This window comes from Pseudomonas sp. TMP9 (assembly GCF_037943105.1).
GTDB lineage: Bacteria > Pseudomonadota > Gammaproteobacteria > Pseudomonadales > Pseudomonadaceae > Aquipseudomonas.
Genome location: NZ_CP149803.1, coordinates 2,575,639 through 2,596,110, shown reverse-complemented (window position 1 = coordinate 2,596,110; position 20,472 = coordinate 2,575,639). Strand labels below are relative to the sequence as shown.

General features: G+C 56.6%; 18 protein-coding genes. 17 read left to right on the top strand and 1 reads right to left on the bottom strand.

Features of this window, described 5'->3' with window-relative positions; genetic code table 11:
* Window positions 1-4 precede the first annotated feature (4 nt).
* Entirely contained in the window at window positions 5-787 is a 783-nt protein-coding gene (gene map, locus WF513_RS12410) for a type I methionyl aminopeptidase (RefSeq protein WP_339079691.1), read from the bottom strand.
* 288 nt (window positions 788-1,075) lie between these two features.
* Between map and rpsB the strand changes: the two genes are divergently transcribed.
* The 17 genes from rpsB to WF513_RS12325 all read left to right on the top strand — a co-directional run bounded on the left by rpsB (window position 1,076) and on the right by WF513_RS12325 (window position 20,335).
* Entirely contained in the window at window positions 1,076-1,819 is a 744-nt protein-coding gene (gene rpsB, locus WF513_RS12405; RefSeq protein WP_339079690.1) for a 30S ribosomal protein S2, read from the top strand.
* 185 nt (window positions 1,820-2,004) lie between these two features.
* Window positions 2,005-2,868: a translation elongation factor Ts gene (gene tsf / locus WF513_RS12400; protein WP_339079689.1), complete on the top strand. Its 864-nt coding sequence runs from the start codon at window positions 2,005-2,007 to the stop codon at window positions 2,866-2,868.
* A 189-nt stretch (window positions 2,869-3,057) separates the two neighbouring features.
* The gene (gene pyrH, locus WF513_RS12395) at window positions 3,058-3,807 is read left to right on the top strand and encodes a UMP kinase (RefSeq protein ID WP_339079688.1); all 750 of its coding nucleotides are present in this window, start codon (window positions 3,058-3,060) and stop codon (window positions 3,805-3,807) included.
* Entirely contained in the window at window positions 3,797-4,354 is a 558-nt protein-coding gene (frr, locus tag WF513_RS12390; protein WP_339079687.1) for a ribosome recycling factor, read from the top strand. Before pyrH ends, frr begins: the two co-directional genes overlap by 11 nt.
* Window positions 4,355-4,370: 16 nt before the next feature.
* Window positions 4,371-5,126: a polyprenyl diphosphate synthase gene (gene uppS / locus WF513_RS12385; RefSeq protein WP_339079686.1), complete on the top strand. Its 756-nt coding sequence runs from the start codon at window positions 4,371-4,373 to the stop codon at window positions 5,124-5,126.
* On the top strand, window positions 5,126-5,941 hold the full coding sequence (locus WF513_RS12380) for a phosphatidate cytidylyltransferase (RefSeq protein ID WP_339079685.1): 816 nt from the start codon (window positions 5,126-5,128) through the stop codon (window positions 5,939-5,941). The genes uppS and WF513_RS12380 overlap by 1 nt, the downstream gene beginning before the upstream one ends.
* Window positions 5,938-7,122: a 1-deoxy-D-xylulose-5-phosphate reductoisomerase gene (gene ispC / locus WF513_RS12375; RefSeq protein ID WP_339079684.1), complete on the top strand. Its 1,185-nt coding sequence runs from the start codon at window positions 5,938-5,940 to the stop codon at window positions 7,120-7,122. Before WF513_RS12380 ends, ispC begins: the two co-directional genes overlap by 4 nt.
* Window positions 7,123-7,143: 21 nt before the next feature.
* Window positions 7,144-8,496: a sigma E protease regulator RseP gene (gene rseP, locus WF513_RS12370; protein ID WP_339079683.1), complete on the top strand. Its 1,353-nt coding sequence runs from the start codon at window positions 7,144-7,146 to the stop codon at window positions 8,494-8,496.
* An 89-nt stretch (window positions 8,497-8,585) separates the two neighbouring features.
* Window positions 8,586-10,934: an outer membrane protein assembly factor BamA gene (gene bamA, locus WF513_RS12365; protein WP_339079682.1), complete on the top strand. Its 2,349-nt coding sequence runs from the start codon at window positions 8,586-8,588 to the stop codon at window positions 10,932-10,934.
* A 43-nt stretch (window positions 10,935-10,977) separates the two neighbouring features.
* Window positions 10,978-11,481 (top strand): OmpH family outer membrane protein, encoded by a 504-nt coding sequence (locus WF513_RS12360; protein WP_090248384.1) that lies wholly within the window; start codon window positions 10,978-10,980, stop codon window positions 11,479-11,481.
* Window positions 11,482-11,483: 2 nt separating this feature from the next.
* Complete coding sequence (lpxD, locus tag WF513_RS12355) at window positions 11,484-12,542, top strand: UDP-3-O-(3-hydroxymyristoyl)glucosamine N-acyltransferase (RefSeq protein ID WP_339079681.1); 1,059 nt, start codon at window positions 11,484-11,486, stop codon at window positions 12,540-12,542.
* 48 nt (window positions 12,543-12,590) lie between these two features.
* Entirely contained in the window at window positions 12,591-13,031 is a 441-nt protein-coding gene (gene fabZ / locus WF513_RS12350; RefSeq protein WP_339079680.1) for a 3-hydroxyacyl-ACP dehydratase FabZ, read from the top strand.
* Window positions 13,028-13,804, top strand: a complete 777-nt coding sequence (gene lpxA, locus WF513_RS12345) for an acyl-ACP--UDP-N-acetylglucosamine O-acyltransferase (protein WP_339079679.1) — start codon at window positions 13,028-13,030, stop codon at window positions 13,802-13,804. The genes fabZ and lpxA overlap by 4 nt, the downstream gene beginning before the upstream one ends.
* A gap of 3 nt (window positions 13,805-13,807) precedes the next feature.
* Complete coding sequence (lpxB, locus tag WF513_RS12340) at window positions 13,808-14,941, top strand: lipid-A-disaccharide synthase (RefSeq protein ID WP_339079678.1); 1,134 nt, start codon at window positions 13,808-13,810, stop codon at window positions 14,939-14,941.
* Window positions 14,941-15,537, top strand: a complete 597-nt coding sequence (gene rnhB, locus WF513_RS12335) for a ribonuclease HII (protein ID WP_339079677.1) — start codon at window positions 14,941-14,943, stop codon at window positions 15,535-15,537. The genes lpxB and rnhB overlap by 1 nt, the downstream gene beginning before the upstream one ends.
* A 157-nt stretch (window positions 15,538-15,694) precedes the next feature.
* The gene (gene dnaE / locus WF513_RS12330) at window positions 15,695-19,216 is read left to right on the top strand and encodes a DNA polymerase III subunit alpha (protein ID WP_339079676.1); all 3,522 of its coding nucleotides are present in this window, start codon (window positions 15,695-15,697) and stop codon (window positions 19,214-19,216) included.
* 168 nt (window positions 19,217-19,384) lie between these two features.
* Window positions 19,385-20,335 carry an acetyl-CoA carboxylase carboxyltransferase subunit alpha gene (locus WF513_RS12325; protein ID WP_339079675.1) on the top strand — a complete coding sequence of 317 codons (951 nt, stop codon included), beginning with the start codon at window positions 19,385-19,387 and terminating at the stop codon, window positions 20,333-20,335.
* The last annotated feature ends 137 nt before the right edge of the window (window positions 20,336-20,472 follow it).

The following is a 20,472-nucleotide window of genomic DNA, read 5'->3' as shown; positions in this document are numbered from 1 at the left end:
GGTCTCAGGCCGATGTGCGGGCGATGGTGTCATCACTGCGCAGGGTGAAAATTTCGTAGCCATCGGCCGTCACCAGAATGGTGTGCTCCCACTGGGCGGAAAGCTTGCGATCCTTGGTGATCGCGGTCCAGCCGTCGCCTAATGTGCGAGTCTCGGCGCGGCCTTGGTTGATCATCGGCTCGATGGTAAAGGTCATACCTTCGACTAGCGCCATGCCCGTTCCCGCGCGGCCGTAGTGCAGCACTTGTGGCTCTTCGTGGAACACTGCGCCAATGCCGTGGCCGCAGAATTCGCGGACCACCGAAAAGCCGTTTTTCTCAGCATGTTTTTGGATCACTTCACCGATGTCGCCCAAGCGGGTCCCCGGCTTGACCAGTGCGATGCCTTTATACATGCACTCTTGAGTGATCGTGGCCAAGCGCTCAGCCCATTCTGGCACTTTGCCAACCATAAACATTTTGCTGGTATCACCGTGGTAACCATCTTTGATCACGGTGACGTCTATGTTGATCACATCGCCATCTTTCAGCGGCTTGTCATTAGGGATGCCGTGGCAGACCACATGGTTGACTGAGGTGCAGATCGACTTAGGGAAACCTTTGTAGTTAAGCGGCGCAGGAATGGCCTGCTGCACATCAACAATGTAATCGTGGCAGATGCGGTCAAGCGTTTCGGTGGTGACGCCGGCCTTGACGTGCTCGCCGATCATTTCCAGCACCTCAGCAGCCAGGCGACCGGCTACGCGCATTTTCTCGATTTCATCGGGTGTTTTGATGGTGACGGTCATATGCGGCTCTCGAGCGCGAACAGAAAGGGCGTCATCTTAACAGCTACATGCCGCTCGCCATAAGCGCCGCGTGAAAGCCCTGCAAGCCGGGTGCGTGGCGCGTGTTGCGGTTGGTGTGTAGCGTGAGGCGCCGCTTTATGGTATAAAACGCGCCGCTTTACGGGCTGCGTGCCCGAAAGCATAAACCCACACACGTATCGACACGGTTTCCTGGGTGCTTTTCGACGAGATCGAAGGGTTGGAGATCGGGATACGTGGAGGCCTAACCCGACTTATCAAGGAACTACAATGTCCCAAGTCACTATGCGTGAAATGCTGAAGGCCGGTGTGCACTTCGGTCACCAGACCCGTTACTGGAACCCGAAAATGGGTAAGTACATTTTCGGCGCGCGCAACAAGATTCACATTATCAACCTTGAAAAAACCCTGCCAATGTTCAACGACGCTTTGTCGTTTGTTGAAAAGCTGGCTTCGGGCAAAAACAAGATCCTGTTCGTCGGCACCAAGCGTTCCGCTGGCAAGATCGTGGCTGAAGAAGCAGCACGTTGCGGCTCGCCGTACGTCGACCATCGCTGGTTGGGCGGTATGCTGACCAACTACAAAACCATCCGCGCCTCGATCAAGCGTCTGCGTGATCTGGAAGTTCAGTCCCAGGACGGCACTTTCACCAAGCTGACCAAGAAAGAAGCGTTGATGCGCACCCGTGATCTGCAGAAATTAGATCGCAGCCTGGGTGGTATCAAGGACATGGGCGGTCTGCCAGACGCGCTGTTCGTGATCGACGTTGACCATGAGCGCATCGCTATCACCGAAGCCAACAAGCTGGGTATCCCGGTTATCGGCATCGTCGATACCAACAGCAGCCCGGATGGCGTTGATTACATCATCCCAGGCAACGATGACGCCATTCGCGCCATCCAGCTGTACATGGGTGCCATGGCTGATGCCGTGATCCGTGCTCGCAACCATGCCAATGGCGGCACCGACGAATTCGTCGAGCAAGCCCCGGCTGCAGAAGCTGCTGAAGGCTAAGTAAAACGCGCACAGCGTTTGCTTAGTTCGCAAAAAGGGGGCCTGGCCCCCTTTTTGCCACCTTTAAAACCATCGCCGATGTCTTGTTGCAATTGTTTCAAGCTGTGGTCGGCAATGCGTTACGAATTGAGCGCCCGTGTTGAGCGGGTGGAATGGTTAACAACCTATCCAAGAGGAATTTAGAAATGGCAGAAATTACTGCAGCGTTGGTTAAAGAACTGCGTGAGCGTACTGGCGAAGGCATGATGGATTGCAAGAAGGCCTTGACCAAGGCTGACGGCGACATCGAAAAAGCCATCGACGACATGCGTGCTTCCGGCGCGATTAAAGCTGCCAAGAAGGCTGGCAACGTGGCGGCTGAAGGCGCAATCGCTATCAAAGAAGACGGCAAAGCTGCCGTTCTACTGGAAGTTAACTCGCAGACTGACTTCCTGGCTCTGCAAGATGACTTCAAGGCATTCGTTGCTGCCAGCGTTGAGCAAGCCTTTGCTGACAAGTTGACCGATGCTGCTCCGCTGATCGAGGCGCGTGAAGCTGATCGTCTGATTCTGGTGGGCAAAGTTGGCGAGAACGTAAATATTCGTCGTCTGGTTCGCGTTGAAGGTGATGTGGTCGGCACTTACCTGCACGGTAACAAGATCGGTGTCGCTGTTGTTCTGAAAGGCGGCTCTGTTGAGCTGGCTAAAGACATCGCCATGCACGTAGCGGCCAGCAACCCAGAGTTCCTGTTGCCTTCGGAAGTTTCCGCTGAAGCCGTTGAGCGCGAGAAAGCCGTGTTCATCAGCCTCAACGAAGACAAAATCAAGGGCAAGCCGGCTGAAATCGTCGAGAAGATGGTTGCGGGTCGTATCAGCAAGTTCCTGGCTGAAGCCAGCCTGGTTGAGCAAGCCTTTGTTAAAGACCCGGAAATTAAGGTCGGTGCTTTGGCTCAGAAAGCCGGTGCTGAAATCGTTTCGTTCACCTACTTCAAGGTTGGCGAAGGCATCGAGAAACCAGTGGACAACTTTGCTGAAGAAGTTGCTGCCCAGCTGGCTGCCAGCAAGCAGTAAGACGGTTAATAGCTGTCGTCCCGAAGAGGCTGCCCGCTAACGCGCGCGGCCTCTTTGTCAAATTGAGGGCGCAGCTACGCTATTGGGTGATGGGGCTTGGGCACCAATAACTCAGAGCGCTGTCAGAGCGCTCAACAAAAGCGAACCGTGGGTTCGCGCAGAATTCAAACGCCGCAGGAGAAACTCGCAATGGCTCAGCAGATGAGTGGTCGTCAACCGCGCTACAAGCGCATTCTGCTCAAACTCAGCGGCGAGGCCCTGATGGGGTCGGAAGATTTCGGTATCGATCCGAAAGTGCTTGACCGCATGGCCCTGGAAGTCGGTCAGTTGGTTGGCATTGGCGTGCAGGTCGGCTTAGTCATTGGCGGCGGTAATTTGTTCCGTGGCGCAGCCCTGAGCGCGGCCGGTATGGACCGAGTCACCGGCGATCATATGGGCATGCTGGCCACCGTGATGAACGCCTTGGCCATGCGCGACGCGCTGGAGCGTTCTAATATCCCGGCGATCGTGATGTCGGCTATTTCCATGGTTGGCGTGACGGATCACTACGACCGCCGCAAAGCCCTGCGTCATCTGAAAACCGGTGAGGTGGTGATTTTCGCTGCGGGCACGGGTAATCCGTTTTTCACCACTGATTCGGCCGCATGCCTGCGCGCTATCGAAATCGATGCGGACGTGGTGTTGAAAGCGACCAAGGTCGATGGTGTGTACACTGCCGATCCATTCAAGGACCCACACGCCGAGAAGTTCGACCGCCTGACATACGATGAGGTGCTCGACCGTAAGCTGGGCGTGATGGACCTGACCGCTATCTGCCTGTGTCGCGACCATAATATGCCGCTGCGGGTTTTCAATATGAACAAGCCCGGCGCCTTGCTGAACATTGTCGTTGGCGGCGCTGAAGGCACTCTGATCGAGGAAGATAAGCATGATCAATGAGATCAAAAAAGACGGCCAAGAGCGCATGCAGAAAAGCCTAGAGTCGCTGGTCAATGCGTTTAGCCGCATCCGTACTGGCCAGGCGCACCCCAGCATTCTTGGTGGTGTGATGGTCCCGTACTACGGTTCGGACACCCCGCTGAATCAGGTGGCCAACGTCACGGTTAAAGATTCGCGCACCCTGCAAGTTGTCGCCTTTGAGCGCAATATGCTGGGCGCTGTGGACAAGGCGATCCAAAGTTCTGGTCTGGGCTTCAATCCAACCAACTTGGGTGAGCTGCTGCTGATCTCCATGCCTGCGTTGACCGAAGAAACTCGCAAGGGCTTCACCAAGCAGGCGCGTGACGCGGCTGAAGATGGCCGTGTGGCCGTGCGCAATATCCGCCGTGATGCCCTGAGTCAGTTGAAAGACTTGGTAAAAGAAAAGCAAATCAGTGAAGACGAAGAGCGCCGCGCTGCCGATGATGTGCAGAAGTTGACGGACAAGTTCGTGGCGGAAATCGAAGTGGCGGTGAAGCAGAAAGAAGCGGATCTAATGGCCGTTTAACGGTCAGGATATCGTCATGGAAAAGCCCAAAGACGCGAGCCCGCATGCGGTTCCACGGCATGTAGCGATCATCATGGACGGCAATAATCGCTGGGCGAAGAAGCGTCTTCTTCCCGGCGTTGCCGGACACAAAGCTGGTGTTGACGCGGTGCGTGCGGTGATTGAAGTGTGCGCCGAGGCCGGGGTTGAGGTGCTGACGCTGTTCGCCTTTTCCAGTGAAAACTGGCAGCGTCCGGCCGAAGAGGTCAGCTCGCTGATGGAGTTGTTCCTCACTGCCCTGCGCCGCGAGGCGAAGAAGCTCAATGCCAATGACATCAGCTTGCGCATCATCGGTGACCGCTCGCGTTTTCATCCTGAGTTGCAAGCAGCTATGCGTGAGGCGGAGGCGCAAACGGCGGGTAACAAGCGCTTTGTGCTGCAGGTGGCCGCTAACTACGGCGGTCAGTGGGACATCGCCCAGGCCGCCCAGCGCTTGGCGCGTGAAGTTCAGGGTGGGCATTTGCGTGCCGAGGACATTACCCCTGAACTGCTCCAGAGCTGCCTGGTGACGGGTGAGTTACCCTTGCCTGATTTGTGCATCCGCACCGGTGGTGAACACCGCATCAGCAACTTCCTGCTCTGGCAGTTGGCCTACACCGAACTGTATTTCTCCGACCTGTATTGGCCGGATTTCAAACACGACGCCATGCGCAACGCCTTGGCTGATTTTGCTAGCCGTCAGCGTCGCTTCGGGAAAACCAGCGATCAGGTGGTTGCAGAGGCCCTAAGCTGATGCTTAAACAACGAATTATCACGGCTTTGCTGCTGCTGCCATTTGCCCTCGGTGGCTTCTTTTTGCTCGATGGCGCGCTGTTTGCGTTGTTTATCGGTGCGATCGTGGCCTTAGGTGCTTGGGAATGGGCGCGTTTGGCCGGTTTAACGGCGCAGGTGCAGCGCATTGCTTTTGCTGTGTTGGTGGCGCTGTTGTTATTAGCCTTGTACCGGCTGCCCGCTTTAGCGCCTTGGGTGCTGCTGCTGGCGGTGCTTTGGTGGGCCGTGGCGACGTTGTTGGTGTTGAGTTATCCGTCCAGCAGTCGTTACTGGTCCAGCGTCCCGACTAAATTGTTGATTGGCCTGCTGATTTTGCTGCCTGCATGGCAAGGCTTGGTACTGTTCAAGCTGTGGCCTGAAGCCAATTGGCTAATTTTGGCAGTGATGGTGTTGGTGTGGGGCGCCGATATTGGTGCTTACTTTGCCGGTCGCCGCTTCGGTAAACGTAAGTTGGCTCCACAGGTGAGCCCTGGGAAAAGCTGGGAAGGTGTCTACGGTGGTTTGCTGACAACGCTGCTGATTTGTCTTGGCGTCGCCATTTATCGGGACTGGTCGCCTGTCAGCCTCGTGCTGGGTTTACTCGGTACCGCCTTGGTGGTGTTGATCTCGGTGGTCGGCGACCTGACTGAGAGCATGTTCAAGCGTCAGTCCGGAGTTAAAGACAGCAGCAGCCTGCTGCCGGGGCATGGCGGTGTGCTGGACCGTATCGACAGTTTGACCGCTGCAATCCCGGTATTTGCCGCCCTGCTGTGGTTAGCGGGTTGGGGCGCGTTGTGAGTCATTTGCAACAGATTACTGTGTTGGGCGCGACCGGATCGATCGGCCTCAATACCCTTGATGTCATCGCGCGTCATCCTGAGCGTTACCAAGTGTTTGCGTTATCGGGTTTCAGTCGTTTGGCTGAATTAGAAGCGCTGTGCATGATTTATCGGCCGCGTTTTGCGGTAGTGCCGCAAGCGCTACAGGCTCGACACTTACAGCAAGGATTGCACGCTGCGGGGCTGAGTACTCAAGTGCTGCACGGCCCTGAGGGCTTGTGTCAGGTGGCGGCGCATCCTGATGTGGATGCGGTAATGGCCGCCATCGTCGGGGCGGCAGGCTTGGCGCCAACCTTGGCCGCCGTTGAGGCGGGTAAGAAGGTGCTGCTGGCCAATAAAGAAGCGCTGGTGATGTCGGGTGCGCTGTTTATGCAGGCAGTCAGGCGCAGCGGTGCCGTGCTGCTACCGATCGACAGTGAGCACAATGCGATTTTTCAGTGCTTGCCGGGTGACTACGCCCGTGGCCTAAAGCAGGTTGGGGTGCGCCGTATCTTGCTGACTGCTTCGGGTGGGCCCTTCCGCGAAATGCCCCTAGACGAACTGCATGCCGTCACACCTGAGCAGGCGTGCGCGCACCCGAATTGGTCGATGGGGCGCAAAATCTCGGTCGACTCAGCCAGCATGATGAACAAAGGCTTAGAGCTGATTGAGGCCTGCTGGTTATTTGACGCCACAGCTGAGCAGGTTGAAGTCCTGGTGCATCCGCAGAGCGTGATTCACTCGCTAGTGGATTATGTCGACGGTTCGGTGTTGGCCCAGTTGGGTAATCCGGATATGCGCACACCCATCAGCCACGCCTTGGCTTGGCCGGAGCGGATCGACTCCGGTGTTGCGCCACTGGACCTGTTCGCCATCGCCCGTTTGGACTTCCAAGCGCCAGATGAACAGCGTTTCCCCTGTCTGCGCCTAGCGCGCGAGGCAGCGCAAGCGGGCGGTACTGCGCCGGTTATGCTCAATGCTGCCAACGAGGTGGCGGTTGCAGCTTTCCTTGAGCGGCGCATCCGCTTTACCGAGATCGCGAGTATGATCGCAGACGTCCTGCACACTGAGCCCGCTCTGGCGGTTGAAAGTCTGGACACGGTGCTGGAGGCTGATGCCCGGGCGCGTGACCTGGCTGAACAATGGCTAAATCGGCGCTGATCGCCAACTCGGAGAAGAGTAATGAGTGCGCTTTATATGCTGGTTGGCACCCTAGTCGCCTTAGGTGTGCTGGTGACCATTCATGAATTTGGCCACTTTTGGGTCGCCCGCCGTTGTGGGGTCAAAGTTCTGCGTTTCTCGGTGGGCTTTGGCAGCCCGCTGCTGCGCTGGCATGACCGTCAAGGCACCGAGTTTGTGGTTGCGGCCATTCCGCTAGGTGGTTACGTGAAGATGCTGGATGAGCGCGAAGGCGATGTGCCGCCTGAGTTGCTCGAGCAGTCGTTTAATCGCAAATCAGTGCAGCAGCGTATTGCCATCGTGGCCGCCGGCCCTGTTGCGAATTTCTTATTGGCATTGCTGTTTTTCTGGGTTGTAGCAATGTTGGGCAGCCAGCAGGTGCGCCCGGTGATTGGTGCGGTCGAGGCCGGTAGCCTGGCTGATGTGGCAGGTTTACAGGTGGGGCAGGAGATCATTGCGATTGATCACCAGCCAACCATTGGCTGGGCGGCGGTTAATTTGCAATTGGTCAGCCGTCTGGGTGAAAGCGGTCGTCTGGACCTGTTGGTGCGCGAGCCAGGATCTTCTGTCGACAGTCCTCGGCAGATCGAACTGGATAACTGGTTGCGCGGCGCCGATGAGCCCGACCCTATTGGCTCCTTAGGTATTCGTCCTTGGCGCCCTGCGTTACAGCCGGTGTTGGCCCAGTTAGATTCTGCAGGGCCTGCGTTTGCGGCGGGTTTGCAGGTGGGTGATCGATTACTGGCCTTGAATAACCAGCCGCTGGCTGACTGGCAGCAGTTGGTTGATCAGGTTAGAGGGTTGCCGAATAAAAAAATCAACCTGTTGGTCGAGCGCCAGGGTCAGCAGTTGGATGTGCCGTTGACCCTCGCCGCACGTGGCGAGGGGCAAACGCTCACGGGTTATCTCGGTGCCGGTGTGGCTGGCGGCGAGTGGCCGCCTGAGATGCTGCGCGAAGTGAGCTATGGCCCATTGGAAGCTGTCGCGGAAGGGGCCAAAAATACCTGGACAATGAGTGTTCTGACCCTTAATTCGCTGAAGAAAATGCTGTTTGGCGAGCTCTCGGTAAAAAACTTGAGCGGGCCGATAACCATTGCTAAAGTGGCGGGCGCTTCTGCTGAGTCAGGTTTGAGTGATTTTCTTAAATTCCTCGCCTACTTGAGCATTAGCTTGGGGGTTCTTAATTTGCTGCCTATCCCTGTGTTGGATGGCGGGCATTTGCTGTTTTATCTGGTTGAGTGGGTGCGTGGCCGTCCACTATCGGATCGGATACAGGGTTGGGGAATGCAGATTGGCATCAGTCTGGTGGTTGGGGTGATGTTGCTGGCCCTAGTAAACGACTTGGGTCGTCTGTAACCGTAACTGTAATACGCTCTCCTTACGTACCAAAAGTGCCGCCCTGTGCGGCAGATTTTTTATTGTCAGTTGAAATAAGAAAGGACTTCATGAAACGTCTGCTGCTACCTGTGGTGCTTGCCGCACTGATGATCACCGAAGTTCACGCTGAGTCCTTCACCATCTCCGATATCCGGGTCACCGGCTTGCAGCGCGTCTCTGCGGGAAGCGTGTTCGGTGCCTTGCCGCTGAATGTCGGTGCGCAGGCGGATGATCGCGCATTGGTTGAGGCCACTCGAGAACTGTTCAAAACCGGTTTCTTTCAGGACATCCAACTCGGCCGTGATGGCGACGTTCTGGTTATTACGGTGGTGGAGCGCCCTTCGATTTCCGGTATTGAGATCGAGGGCAACAAGGCCATTACCAGCGAAGACCTAATCAAAGGCCTGAATCAGTCTGGTTTGGCCGAAGGCGAGATTTTCCAGCGGGCAACACTTGAAGGTGTGCGTAACGAGTTGCAGCGTCAATACGTAGCCCAGGGTCGTTACTCTGCCGAAATCGAAGCTGAAGTCATTCCTCAGCCGCGCAACCGCGTAGCGTTGAAGATCAATATTAATGAAGGCTCAGTTGCTGCCATTCAGCATATCAACGTGGTCGGCAACTCGGTTTTCTCTGACGAAGACCTGATCGACCTGTTTGAGCTGAAGACCACCAACTGGTTGTCTTTCTTTAAAAATGACGACAAGTATGCCCGCGAGAAACTCTCCGGTGACTTGGAGCGCTTGCGCTCTTATTACCTCGATCGTGGTTATATCAATATGGATATCAGCTCGACGCAGGTGTCCATTACCCCAGATAAAAAGCACGTCTACGTTACGGTCAACGTCGATGAAGGCGAAAAGTTCACGGTGCGTGAGGTCAAACTTAGCGGTGCGCTAAAAGTGCCAGAAGAAGAAGTCCGGGCATTGTTACTGGTTCAGGAAGGTCAGGTGTTCTCGCGTAAGGTGATGACGACCACCTCCGAGCTGATCACCCGTCGCCTGGGTAACGAGGGCTACACCTTCGCCAACGTCAACGGCGTGCCGGAAGCTCATGATGACGGCACCGTGTCTATTACCTTTGTGGTCGATCCGGGCAAGCGTGCTTACGTTAACCGCATCAATTTCCGTGGCAACACCAAGTCGGAAGACGATGTGCTGCGCCGCGAAATGCGTCAGATGGAGGGCGGCTGGGCTTCAACCTATTTGATCGACCAGTCCAAGACCCGCCTTGAGCGCCTGGGCTACTTCAAGGAAGTTAACGTTGAAACGCCGCAAGTGCCGGGGACTGACGATCAGGTTGACGTCAACTACAGTGTTGAAGAGCAGGCCTCCGGCTCCATCACTGCCAGCGTTGGTTTTGCCCAGAACGCTGGTTTGATTCTCGGCGGCTCAATTACTCAGAACAACTTTCTCGGCACGGGTAACAAGGTCAGCGTCGGCCTGACCCGTAGCGAATTTCAGAGCAGTTACAACTTTGGTTTTGTGGACCCTTACTGGACACCAGATGGCGTCAGTTTGGGCTATAACGCCTTCTTCCGTGAAACCAACTTCGACGAGCTGAACACGGATGTGTCCAGCTACTCGGTAGACAGTTACGGCGCCGGTGCCAGTATTGGCTATCCCATTAGCGATACTTCGCGTCTGACCTATGGCTTAACCATTCAGAACGACAGCATCGGTACGGGCGTGTTCACCGTTGACGAGATTTTTGACTTCTTAGAAGCCGAAGGTGACAACTACACCAACCTCAAAGCTTCGGTGGGTTGGTCTGAGTCGACCCTCAATCGTGGCGTGCTGGCTAACCGTGGCCACTCGCAGAGCTTAGTGTTTGAAACTACGGTGCCCGGCAGCGATTTGTCGTTCTTCAAGGTTGATTACCGTGGCCAGATCTTTAAGCCGCTAAGCGACACTTACACACTGCGCCTGCACAGTCAGCTGGGTTATGGCGAAAGCTATGGCTCTACCAGCGAGCTGCCTTTTTATGAGAATTACTACGCTGGTGGTTTCAACTCGGTACGTGGCTTTCAAGACAGCAGCCTCGGGCCGCGCAGCACACCGAGCAAAGGTACTAACCCCGGAACCGCATTCGATCCCGATCAAGATCCGTTGCCATTCGGCGGCAATGTCTTGATTCAAGGTGGTGTTGAACTGCTGTTCCCCATGCCGTTTGTGAAAGATCAGCGCTCGTTACGCACAGCATTGTTCTGGGATGTGGGTAACGTCTTCGACACCAGTTGCGGTGCTTCTCAGGCAGAGTGCAGCAGTATCGATCCCGGCAACTTAGCCAGCTCCGTGGGTGTTGGCCTGACGTGGATCACCGCGCTGGGGCCGTTGAGCTTTAGTTTGGCCATGCCAATTATCAAGCCAGATAATGCAGATACGCAGATTTTCCAGTTCTCTCTCGGTCAGACGTTCTAAGCGTCGGATTATTGAATACCAACAGTTTTGCAGGAGTTGCACCGTGCGTAAGTTGACCCAACTGGTTTTGTTAAGTGTTGCCCTGCTGGCTACCCCAGCGTTTGCCGAGATGAAAGTAGCGGTGCTGAACTATCAAATGGCTTTGCTGGAGTCTGATGCGGCTAAGCGTTATGCCGTAGATGCCGAGAAGAAGTTTGGCCCTCAGTTGAATAAGCTGAAGACCCTCGAGAGCGACGCCAAGCGTATTCAGGACCGTTTGGTTAAAGACGGCGAAAAAATGCAGACCGCTGAACGTGAGCGTTTGGAGCTTGAATTCAAGCAAAAAGCCCGTGATTTCCAGTTCCAATCTAAGGAACTGAATGAGTCGAAGGCAGTAGCGGACCGCGAAATGTTGAAAAAACTCAAGCCGAATCTGGATAAGGCTGTGGAAGAAGTGATCAAGACCGGTAACTTCGATCTGGTGCTGGAGCGTGGTGCAGTGATTGATGTCAAACCTCAGTTCGACATCACCCGCCAAGTTATTGAGCGCATGAATCAGCTGCGCTGATCATGGGTGCTACGGTTTATACCCTTGGCCAGTTGGCCGAGCGCCTCGATGCTATCTTGCAAGGCAACCCCGATCAGCTGATCAGCGGCTTGGCCACCTTGCAGGAGGCGGGCGCTGATCAGTTAAGTTTTCTGGCCAACGCGCAATACCGCAAATTTCTCCCGGGCTGTAAGGCGGGTGCGGTGCTGCTGACTGCCGCGGATGCCGAAGGCTACGCCAGCAATGCGCTGGTCGTCCCCAATCCTTATCTGGCCTATGCCGAACTCTCACACCTGTTTGATCGCAAACCTAAGGCGCTGCCTGGCGTGCATGCCACTGCGGTGGTGGCTGCGGATGCGCACATTGATGCCAGTGCCAGTGTCGGTGCTTATGCGGTGATCGAGAGTGGCGCACAGATTGCTGCGGGTGTCACGGTCGGTGCGCAGTGTGTCGTCGGCGCGCGTTCGGTGATCGGTGAGGGCGGTTGGCTGGCCCCGCGAGTGACCCTGTATCACGACGTACGCATCGGCAAGCGCGTGGTGATTCAGTCGGGCGCGGTGATCGGTGGTGAGGGCTTCGGCTTTGCCAACGAAAAGGGCGTTTGGCAAAAGATCGCGCAGATCGGTGGGGTGACCATTGGCGACGATGTTGAGATCGGTGCTAACACCACTGTCGATCGCGGCGCACTGTCGGATACGCTGATCGGCAACGGGGTAAAACTGGATAATCAGATCATGATCGCGCACAACGTGCAAATCGGCGACAACACCGCCATGGCCGGTTGTGCGGGGATTTCTGGTAGCACCAAAATTGGCAAAAACTGCATGATTGCTGGCGGTGTGGGCATGGTTGGGCATATTGAGGTGTGCGACAACGTGTTCGTCACCGGTATGACCATGGTCACGCGCTCCATCACCGAGCCCGGCTCTTATTCCTCGGGAACTGCCATGCAGCCAGCGGCTGAATGGCGCAAGAGCGCGGCACGCATCCGTCAGTTAGATGACATGGCGCGACGCCTGCAGCAGTTGGAAAAGCGGCTCGCGGTTGTGACATCTGCTGTCGATTCGCCATCTGATGCCTGAGCCGGTTTTGCCCGGCTTCTCTTTTTTCTCTTACAGGCTCCTCTGCACATGATGGACATCAACCAGATTCGCGAATACTTGCCGCACCGTTACCCGTTTCTTTTGGTAGACCGGGTGGCTGAGCTGGATATTGAGGGCAAGCGGATTCGTGCTTATAAGAATGTCAGCATTAATGAGCCGTTTTTTAACGGGCACTTTCCTGAGCACCCGATCATGCCGGGCGTGCTGATCATCGAGGCGATGGCCCAGGCGGCCGGTATCCTTGGGTTCAAGATGATGGATCTGAAGCCCTCCGATGGCACGCTTTATTACTTTGTCGGCTCCGACAAGCTACGCTTTCGTCAGCCTGTGATACCCGGCGATCAGCTGATCCTCGAAGCCCGTTATCTGAGCAGCAAGCGCAGTATCTGGAAGTTTGAGTGCAAGGCCAGCGTCGACGGCAAGGAAGTCTGCTCGGCAGAAATCATTTGTGCGGAACGCAAACTATGAGTTTGATTGACCCTCGCGCCATCATTGATCCCAGTGCCAAGTTGGCTGACGGCGTTGTCGTTGGCCCTTGGTCGATAGTTGGGGCGGATGTGGAAATTGGCGAGGGTACAGTGATCGGTCCCCATGTGATCCTTAAGGGGCCGACCCAGATCGGTAAACACAACCACATCTATCAGTTTTCCTCGGTGGGCGAAGACACCCCTGATCTGAAATACCAGGGTGAGGCCACTCGGCTGGTGATAGGCGATCACAACGTGATCCGTGAGGGTGTCACCATCCACCGTGGCACGGTGCAAGATCGCAGTGAAACCACCATTGGCGACCACAACCTGATCATGGCCTATGCCCACATTGGCCATGACAGCGTGATTGGCAACCATTGCATCTTGGTCAACAACACCGCGTTGGCTGGGCATGTGTGGGTGGATGATTGGGCCATTCTCTCCGGCTACACCTTGGTGCATCAGTTCTGCCGTATCGGTGCACACAGTTTTTCTGGCATGGGTACGGCGATTGGCAAGGATGTACCGGCGTTTGTGACCGTTTTCGGCAACCCAGCCGAAGCGCGCAGTATGAACTTTGAGGGCATGCGCCGGCGTGGTTTCAGTGCCGAGGCCATAGCCGCTCTGCGTCGCGCTTACAAGACGGTTTACCGGCAAGGACTTACCGTTGAGCAGGCAATGGCTGAGCTGGCCGAGCCTGCTGCAGAATTCACCGAAGTCGCGGTCTTCCGCGATTCCATTCAGGCTTCAAGCCGCGGCATTACCCGATAATTTATGACTGACCTGATGCGTGTCGCGCTGGTCGCTGGCGAGGCGTCTGGCGATATTCTCGGTGCGGGCCTGATGCAGGCCCTCAAAGCCCAGTACCCACAGATCGAATTTATCGGCATCGGCGGCCCGCTGATGCAGGCCCAGGGGCTGAATTCTTATTTCCCGATGGAGCGTTTGTCGGTGATGGGCCTGGTCGAGGTACTCGGCCGTTTGCCTGAACTGTTGTCACGGCGCAAGCGGCTGATCAGTACCCTGATCACGGCAAAACCGGACGTGTTTATCGGCATCGATGCGCCGGATTTCAACCTGACCCTTGAGCTCAAGTTGCGTCAGGCCGGGATCAAGACCGTGCATTACGTCAGCCCATCCGTGTGGGCCTGGCGGCAGAAGCGTGTGCTGAAGATTCGCGAGGCCTGCGACTTGATGCTGACCCTGTTTCCTTTTGAGGCGCAGTTCTATCAGGACCATCAGGTGCCGGTGCGTTTTGTTGGTCATCCACTGGCCGATACCATCCCGCAGCAAGCGGATCGTCACGCAGCTCGTGAGGCCCTGAACTTGGCCCACGATCAGCCGGTGGTGGCGTTGATGCCGGGCAGTCGTGGCGGTGAAGTCTCGCGCCTAGGTAACCTGTTTCTTGATGCGGCCGTGCGGTTGCGCACCTTGCGCCCGGGTATTCAGTTTGTCTTGCCCTGTTCCAGCGCGGAGCGTCGTGCACAGCTTGAGCAGATGCTGGTCGGCCGCGATCTGCCGCTGACGCTGCTCAACGGTCGCTCCCATGAGGCGCTAGCGGCGTGTGATGCGGTATTGATTGCCTCCGGTACAGCGACCCTTGAAGCCCTGCTGTACAAGCGGCCGATGGTGGTGGCGTATCGGGTTGCGCCATTGACCTACCGCATCCTTAAGCGCTTGGTCACCAGCGCCTATATTTCCCTGCCGAATCTGCTGGCTGAACGTTTATTGGTGCCGGAAATGATTCAGGACGCGGCCACGCCCGAAGCGCTGGCCCAGTTACTGGCGCCGCTGCTGGATGGTGGCGAGGTGCAGACTGAAGGCTTTGATGTCATTCACCGGGCCCTGCGGCGTGACGCTTCTGTGCAGGCGGCCAAGGCCGTTCTGCAACTGACTGGGCGCGGCTGATGCAGCTCGGGCTGGATTTCACCTTGGTGCAGGAACTGGTGGCCGGCGTTGATGAAGTCGGTCGTGGCCCGCTCTGTGGTGCCGTGGTGACCGCAGCGGTGATTCTCGATCCTGCGCGGCCGATTCTCGGCCTGAACGATTCGAAAAAGCTGACCGAGGCGCGTCGGGAAAAACTCTTCGACGAGATTCGCGAGAAGGCCCTAGCCTGGTGCATTGCCCGTGCCGAGGTGGAAGAGATCGACCAGCTGAATATTCTTCAGGCTACCCTGCTGGCCATGCAGCGCGCGGTTGAGGGCTTGAGTGTCACGCCCAAGCTGGCGCTGATCGATGGCAACCGTTGCCCGGTATTACACGTGCCCAGTGCGGCGGTAATCAAGGGCGATAGCCAGGTGCCGGCCATTGCTGCAGCGTCGATTTTGGCTAAAGTCAGCCGTGATCGTGAGATGCAGCTGCTTGATCAGCAATACCCCGGTTACGGTATTGCTGCCCACAAGGGGTACCCCACAGCCGTTCACCTCGAGGCCTTGCGGCGGTTGGGGCCCACGCCTATCCATCGGCGCTCGTTTGGCCCGGTGCGTGCACTGCTTGAGGAGTAGGGTGGATCACGTCTTATCGATCCACCGAGTGCAGGGGCGGTGGATGTAAAGAGCGACATCCACCCTACGCCGCGATCCCTGATCCACATGCTGCTGTTTGCACCTTGGCCCGGTACAATCCGGGCATTAGCGTTTTTGTTTTTTGTATAGGACTGCCATGACCGCCTCGTTCATTCACCTGCGTTTGCACACCGAGTTTTCCCTGGTCGATGGGCTGGTGCGGGTTAAGCCGTTGATCAAGTCGGTGGCAGCGGCCGGAATGCCGGCCGTGGCGGTCACGGATATGAGCAACATGTGCTCGCTGGTGAAGTTTTATAAGACCGCCATGGCCGGCGGCATCAAGCCGATTTGTGGCGCCGATATTTGGCTGGCCAGCACGGATGATGACGGTCCCCTGAGCCGCATGACTCTGCTGGCGATGAATGCCAAGGGTTATCGCAACCTGACTGAGCTGGTGTCGCGTGGCTGGAGTGAGGGGCAGAGCAACGATCTGGTGATCATTCAGCGCGATTGGCTTAAGGCCGCTGCCGAAGGCTTGATTGTGTTGTCCGGAGCGAAGGAGGGTGAAGTCGGTTATGCCCTGCTGAATGGCGAACCAGCGATTGCCGAAGCCTTGCTGCGTGAGTGGATGGCGGTCTTCCCCGAGCGTTTCTACCTAGAGGTGCAACGCACCAACCGGGTTAACGATGAAGAGCACGTGCATGCCGCTGTGGCCTTGGCAGACAAAGTCGGCCTGCCGTTGGTGGCGACCAACGATGTACGCTTTATTAAGCAGGACGACTTTGCCGCCCACGAAACCCGCGTGTGCATTGGCGAGGGCCGCAGCCTGGATGATCCGCGCAGGCTGCGCACTTATTCCGATCAGCAGTACCTGAAAACGCCGGAAGAAATGGCCGAGCTGTTCAGCGACCTGCCGGAAGCGCTGGAAAACACCATCGAGATCGCCAAGCGCTGCAATATCGAGGTGCAGTTAGGCAAATACTTCCTGCCGGATTTCCCGGTGCCCGCCGGCTTGACCATGGATGAGTACTTCCGTCAGGTGTCTTTCGAGGGATTGGAGGAGCGTTTGGCGGTGCTGTGGCCGAAAGCCACGACGCCGAACTATGAAGAAAAGCGCAAAGTCTATGTTGATCGGTTGAATTTCGAGCTGGACATCATCATCCAGATGGGTTTTCCCGGTTACTTCCTGATCGTGATGGACTTTATCAAGTGGGCAAAAAACAACGGCGTGCCGGTCGGCCCGGGCCGCGGGTCGGGTGCTGGTTCGCTGGTGGCCTACGTACAAAAAATTACTGACCTCGACCCGCTGGCCTACGACCTGCTGTTCGAGCGCTTCCTTAACCCGGAACGGGTATCGATGCCTGATTTCGACGTCGACTTCTGCATGGACGGCCGTGATCGCGTTATCGACTACGTGGCGCAGAAGTACGGCCGTAATGCGGTCAGTCAGATCATCACCTTCGGCACCATGGCGGCCAAGGCTGTGGTGCGTGACGTGGCGCGGGCTCAGGGCAAGTCATACGGCTTGGCCGATCGGCTATCAAAGATGATCCCCTTCGAAGTCGGCATGACTCTTGAGAAAGCCTACGAGATGGAAGAGCCGCTGCGCGACTTCCTTAAGGTCGATGAAGACGCTCGGGAAATTTGGGAAATGTCGCTTAGGCTCGAAGGTATTTGTCGCGGCACCGGCAAGCACGCGGGGGGGGTGGTTATCGCGCCGACCAAGCTCACCGACTTTTCGCCGATTGCCTGCGATGACGAGGGCGGCGGCCTGGTCACTCAGTTCGATAAAGATGACGTGGAATCTGCAGGCTTGGTGAAGTTCGACTTCCTCGGTCTGCGCACCTTGACGATCATCAAGTGGGCGATGGAAACCATCAACCGCGAGCAGGCCAAGCAGGGCTTGCCGGACCTGAACATCGATTTTATCCCGCTGGACGATAAGTTAACCTTCAGTATGTTGCAAAAAGCCGAAACCACTGCGGTGTTTCAGCTTGAATCGCGCGGCATGAAAGAGCTGATCAAAAAGCTCAAGCCCGACTGCCTGGAAGATATGATCGCCTTGGTGGCACTGTTCCGTCCGGGCCCGCTGCAATCGGGCATGGTCGACGACTTTATCAACCGTAAGCACGGCCGCGAGCCGATGTCCTATCCACATCAGGACTATCAATACGCAGGCTTAGAGCCGGTGCTTAAACCGACTTACGGCATCATCCTGTATCAGGAACAGGTGATGCAGATCGCCCAGGTGATGGCCGGTTACACCCTCGGTGGCGCAGACATGCTGCGCCGCGCCATGGGTAAGAAAAAACCTGAGGAGATGGCCAAGCAGCGTGGTGGCTTTATCGAAGGCTGCACGGCCAACGGCATTGATGCGAACCTATCAGGCAACATTTTCGACCTCGTAGAAAAGTTTGCCGGCTACGGTTTTAACAAATCCCACTCCGCCGCTTACGGCCTGCTCTCGTATCAGACCGCTTGGCTTAAGGCCAACCACTCAGCAGCCTTTATGGCGGCGGTGTTGTCGGCGGATATGCACAACACCGACAAGGTCGTAACCTTAATCGAGGAGTGCCGCAGCATGAAGCTGCGTCTCGATGCGCCGGATGTGAACATCTCCGAGTTCAAGTTCACGGTAAACAATGAAGGCTGGATTGTTTACGGCTTGGGTGCAATCAAAGGGGTTGGCGAGGGGCCGGTTGAAGCCATTGTCGAGGCGCGTCAGGCCGGGCCGTTTAAGGATCTGTTTGATTTTTGTTCGCGGGCTGATCTCAAACGCATCAATAAACGCACCCTGGAAGCGCTGATTCGCAGCGGCGCGCTGGACCGCCTCGGCCCGCATTTTCATGAAGAGCTGAAGGCCTACAAAGCCAATATCGACCGTAACCGCGCGGTGTTGTTGGGGGCGATGGAGGAGGCGGTTCAGGCCGCCGAACAAACCGCGCGCAGCCACGACAGTGGCCACATGGACCTCTTCGGCGGGGTGTTTGCTGATACCGAAGCGGACGTTTATCGCCACCACTTGCGTGCTCGCGACCTGACCTTAAAGGAGCGCCTGAAGGGTGAAAAAGACACCCTTGGCCTGTATCTGACCGGCCACCCCATTGATGAGTACGAAGGCGAAGTGCGACGCTTTGCCCGCCAGCGTATCGTCGACCTTAAAGCGTCGCGCGGTGATCAAACCATTGCCGGTCTGGTGGTCAACCTGCGGGTGATGAAAAATAAAAAAGGCGACAAGATGGGCTTTATCACCCTCGATGACCGCTCTGGGCGAATCGAGGCTTCCTTGTTTGCCGAAGCGTTTAACACCGCGCAAGCGCTGTTGCAGACCGATGCCTTGGTGGTGGTCGAGGGTGAGGTGAGCAATGATGATTTCTCCGGTGGCCTGCGTCTTCGCGCCAAACGGGTGATGAGCCTTGAAGAAGCGCGTACTGGCCTGGCCGACAGCCTGCGGCTTAAAGTCTCCAGCAGTGCCCTGCAAGGCGACCGGCTGCGTTGGTTGGCTGAATTGTGCGGGCGTTACCGTGGGTCATGCCCGATCACCGTTGACTACAGCGGCCCTGACGCTAAGGCGCAATTACAGTTTGGCGAAGGCTGGCGCATTGAGCCGGCTGACAGTCTGATTCAGGCATTGCGTGACCAGTTCGGCCGCGACAACGTCTTTTTGCACTACCGTTGATTGGCGAGGCTCAGGCTTTGCTGATCTAACGTGATACCCAATGGATTCTGCAGTGAAGGTTTTCCTGCAGAACCGGGTGTCGACCTGAATGCGCCTGCTGCTATAAGGTAGGGCGCGATAACGGATACAGCTCCCGGCCACTTGGCCGTCGACGCAAGACGGATGACTATGAACCCGAATTTTCTCGATTTCGAACAGCCGATCGCCGACCTGCAAGCCAAGATCGAAGAGCTTCGCCTGGTTGGTAACGACAATTCACTGAACATCACTGATGAAATCGCCCGCCTGCAGGACAAAAGCAGCTCGCTGACCGAAAGCATTTTTGGCAACTTGAGCAGCTGGCAGATCGCCCAGCTGGCGCGTCACCCGCGTCGTCCTTATACCTTGGATTACCTGCAGCATATTTTCACCGAGTTTGATGAGCTGCACGGCGATCGTCACTTCTCTGATGACGCTGCGTTGGTCGGCGGAGTGGCCCGCCTGGATGGTGAGCCGGTGATGGTTATCGGTCATCAAAAAGGCCGAGAGATTCGCGAAAAAGTGCGCCGTAATTTCGGTATGCCGCGCCCAGAAGGCTATCGCAAGGCGTGCCGCCTGATGGAAATGGCCGAACGTTTTAAAATGCCAATTTTGACCTTTATCGATACGCCGGGTGCCTACCCGGGTATTGATGCTGAGGAGCGCAACCAAAGTGAAGCCATCGCCTGGAACCTGCGGGTTATGGCGCGCTTGAAAACGCCAATTATCGCCACCGTTATTGGCGAAGGGGGTTCCGGCGGCGCGCTGGCAATTGGCGTGTGTGATCAGCTGAATATGCTGCAGTACTCCACCTACTCGGTGATCTCGCCTGAAGGCTGCGCCTCAATTCTGTGGAAAACGGCGGAAAAAGCCCCGGACGCCGCAGAGGCAATGGGCATCACTGCCGAGCGCTTGAAAGGCTTAGGCATTGTTGATCAGGTGATCGGTGAGCCGCTTGGCGGTGCCCACAGTGACCCGGCGGCCACCGCTGACTCAGTGCGCCAGGCATTGCGGGCACAGCTGGAAATGCTCAAAACCTTTGATACGGATGCGCTGTTAAAGCGTCGCTATGAGCGTTTAATGAGCTACGGCATCGCCTAGTAAATTGTTGCAAAGCTACCTGCGTTGCCAACGCGCTGTTAGAAGCGGTCTCGGGCGCTACAGCCCATGCAGTCCGTTTTTTCCGCTCCTTCAACCTTGCCTTGGCTGTCTCGGCTCTATGTTTAAACGACCCGCTG

Bases quoted from the DNA above. Each gene is read 5' to 3' on its own strand.
- map (WP_339079691.1), bottom strand. From the start codon at position 787: ATGACCGTCACCATCAAAACACCCGATGAAATCGAGAAAATGCGCGTA.
- rpsB (WP_339079690.1), top strand. From the start codon at position 1,076: ATGTCCCAAGTCACTATGCGTGAAATGCTGAAGGCCGGTGTGCACTTC.
- tsf (WP_339079689.1), top strand. From the start codon at position 2,005: ATGGCAGAAATTACTGCAGCGTTGGTTAAAGAACTGCGTGAGCGTACT.
- pyrH (WP_339079688.1), top strand. From the start codon at position 3,058: ATGGCTCAGCAGATGAGTGGTCGTCAACCGCGCTACAAGCGCATTCTG.
- frr (WP_339079687.1), top strand. From the start codon at position 3,797: ATGATCAATGAGATCAAAAAAGACGGCCAAGAGCGCATGCAGAAAAGC.
- uppS (WP_339079686.1), top strand. From the start codon at position 4,371: ATGGAAAAGCCCAAAGACGCGAGCCCGCATGCGGTTCCACGGCATGTA.
- WF513_RS12380 (WP_339079685.1), top strand. From the start codon at position 5,126: ATGCTTAAACAACGAATTATCACGGCTTTGCTGCTGCTGCCATTTGCC.
- rseP (WP_339079683.1), top strand. From the start codon at position 7,144: ATGAGTGCGCTTTATATGCTGGTTGGCACCCTAGTCGCCTTAGGTGTG.
- bamA (WP_339079682.1), top strand. From the start codon at position 8,586: ATGAAACGTCTGCTGCTACCTGTGGTGCTTGCCGCACTGATGATCACC.
- lpxD (WP_339079681.1), top strand. From the start codon at position 11,484: ATGGGTGCTACGGTTTATACCCTTGGCCAGTTGGCCGAGCGCCTCGAT.
- fabZ (WP_339079680.1), top strand. From the start codon at position 12,591: ATGATGGACATCAACCAGATTCGCGAATACTTGCCGCACCGTTACCCG.
- lpxA (WP_339079679.1), top strand. From the start codon at position 13,028: ATGAGTTTGATTGACCCTCGCGCCATCATTGATCCCAGTGCCAAGTTG.
- lpxB (WP_339079678.1), top strand. From the start codon at position 13,808: ATGACTGACCTGATGCGTGTCGCGCTGGTCGCTGGCGAGGCGTCTGGC.
- rnhB (WP_339079677.1), top strand. From the start codon at position 14,941: ATGCAGCTCGGGCTGGATTTCACCTTGGTGCAGGAACTGGTGGCCGGC.
- dnaE (WP_339079676.1), top strand. From the start codon at position 15,695: ATGACCGCCTCGTTCATTCACCTGCGTTTGCACACCGAGTTTTCCCTG.
- WF513_RS12325 (WP_339079675.1), top strand. From the start codon at position 19,385: ATGAACCCGAATTTTCTCGATTTCGAACAGCCGATCGCCGACCTGCAA.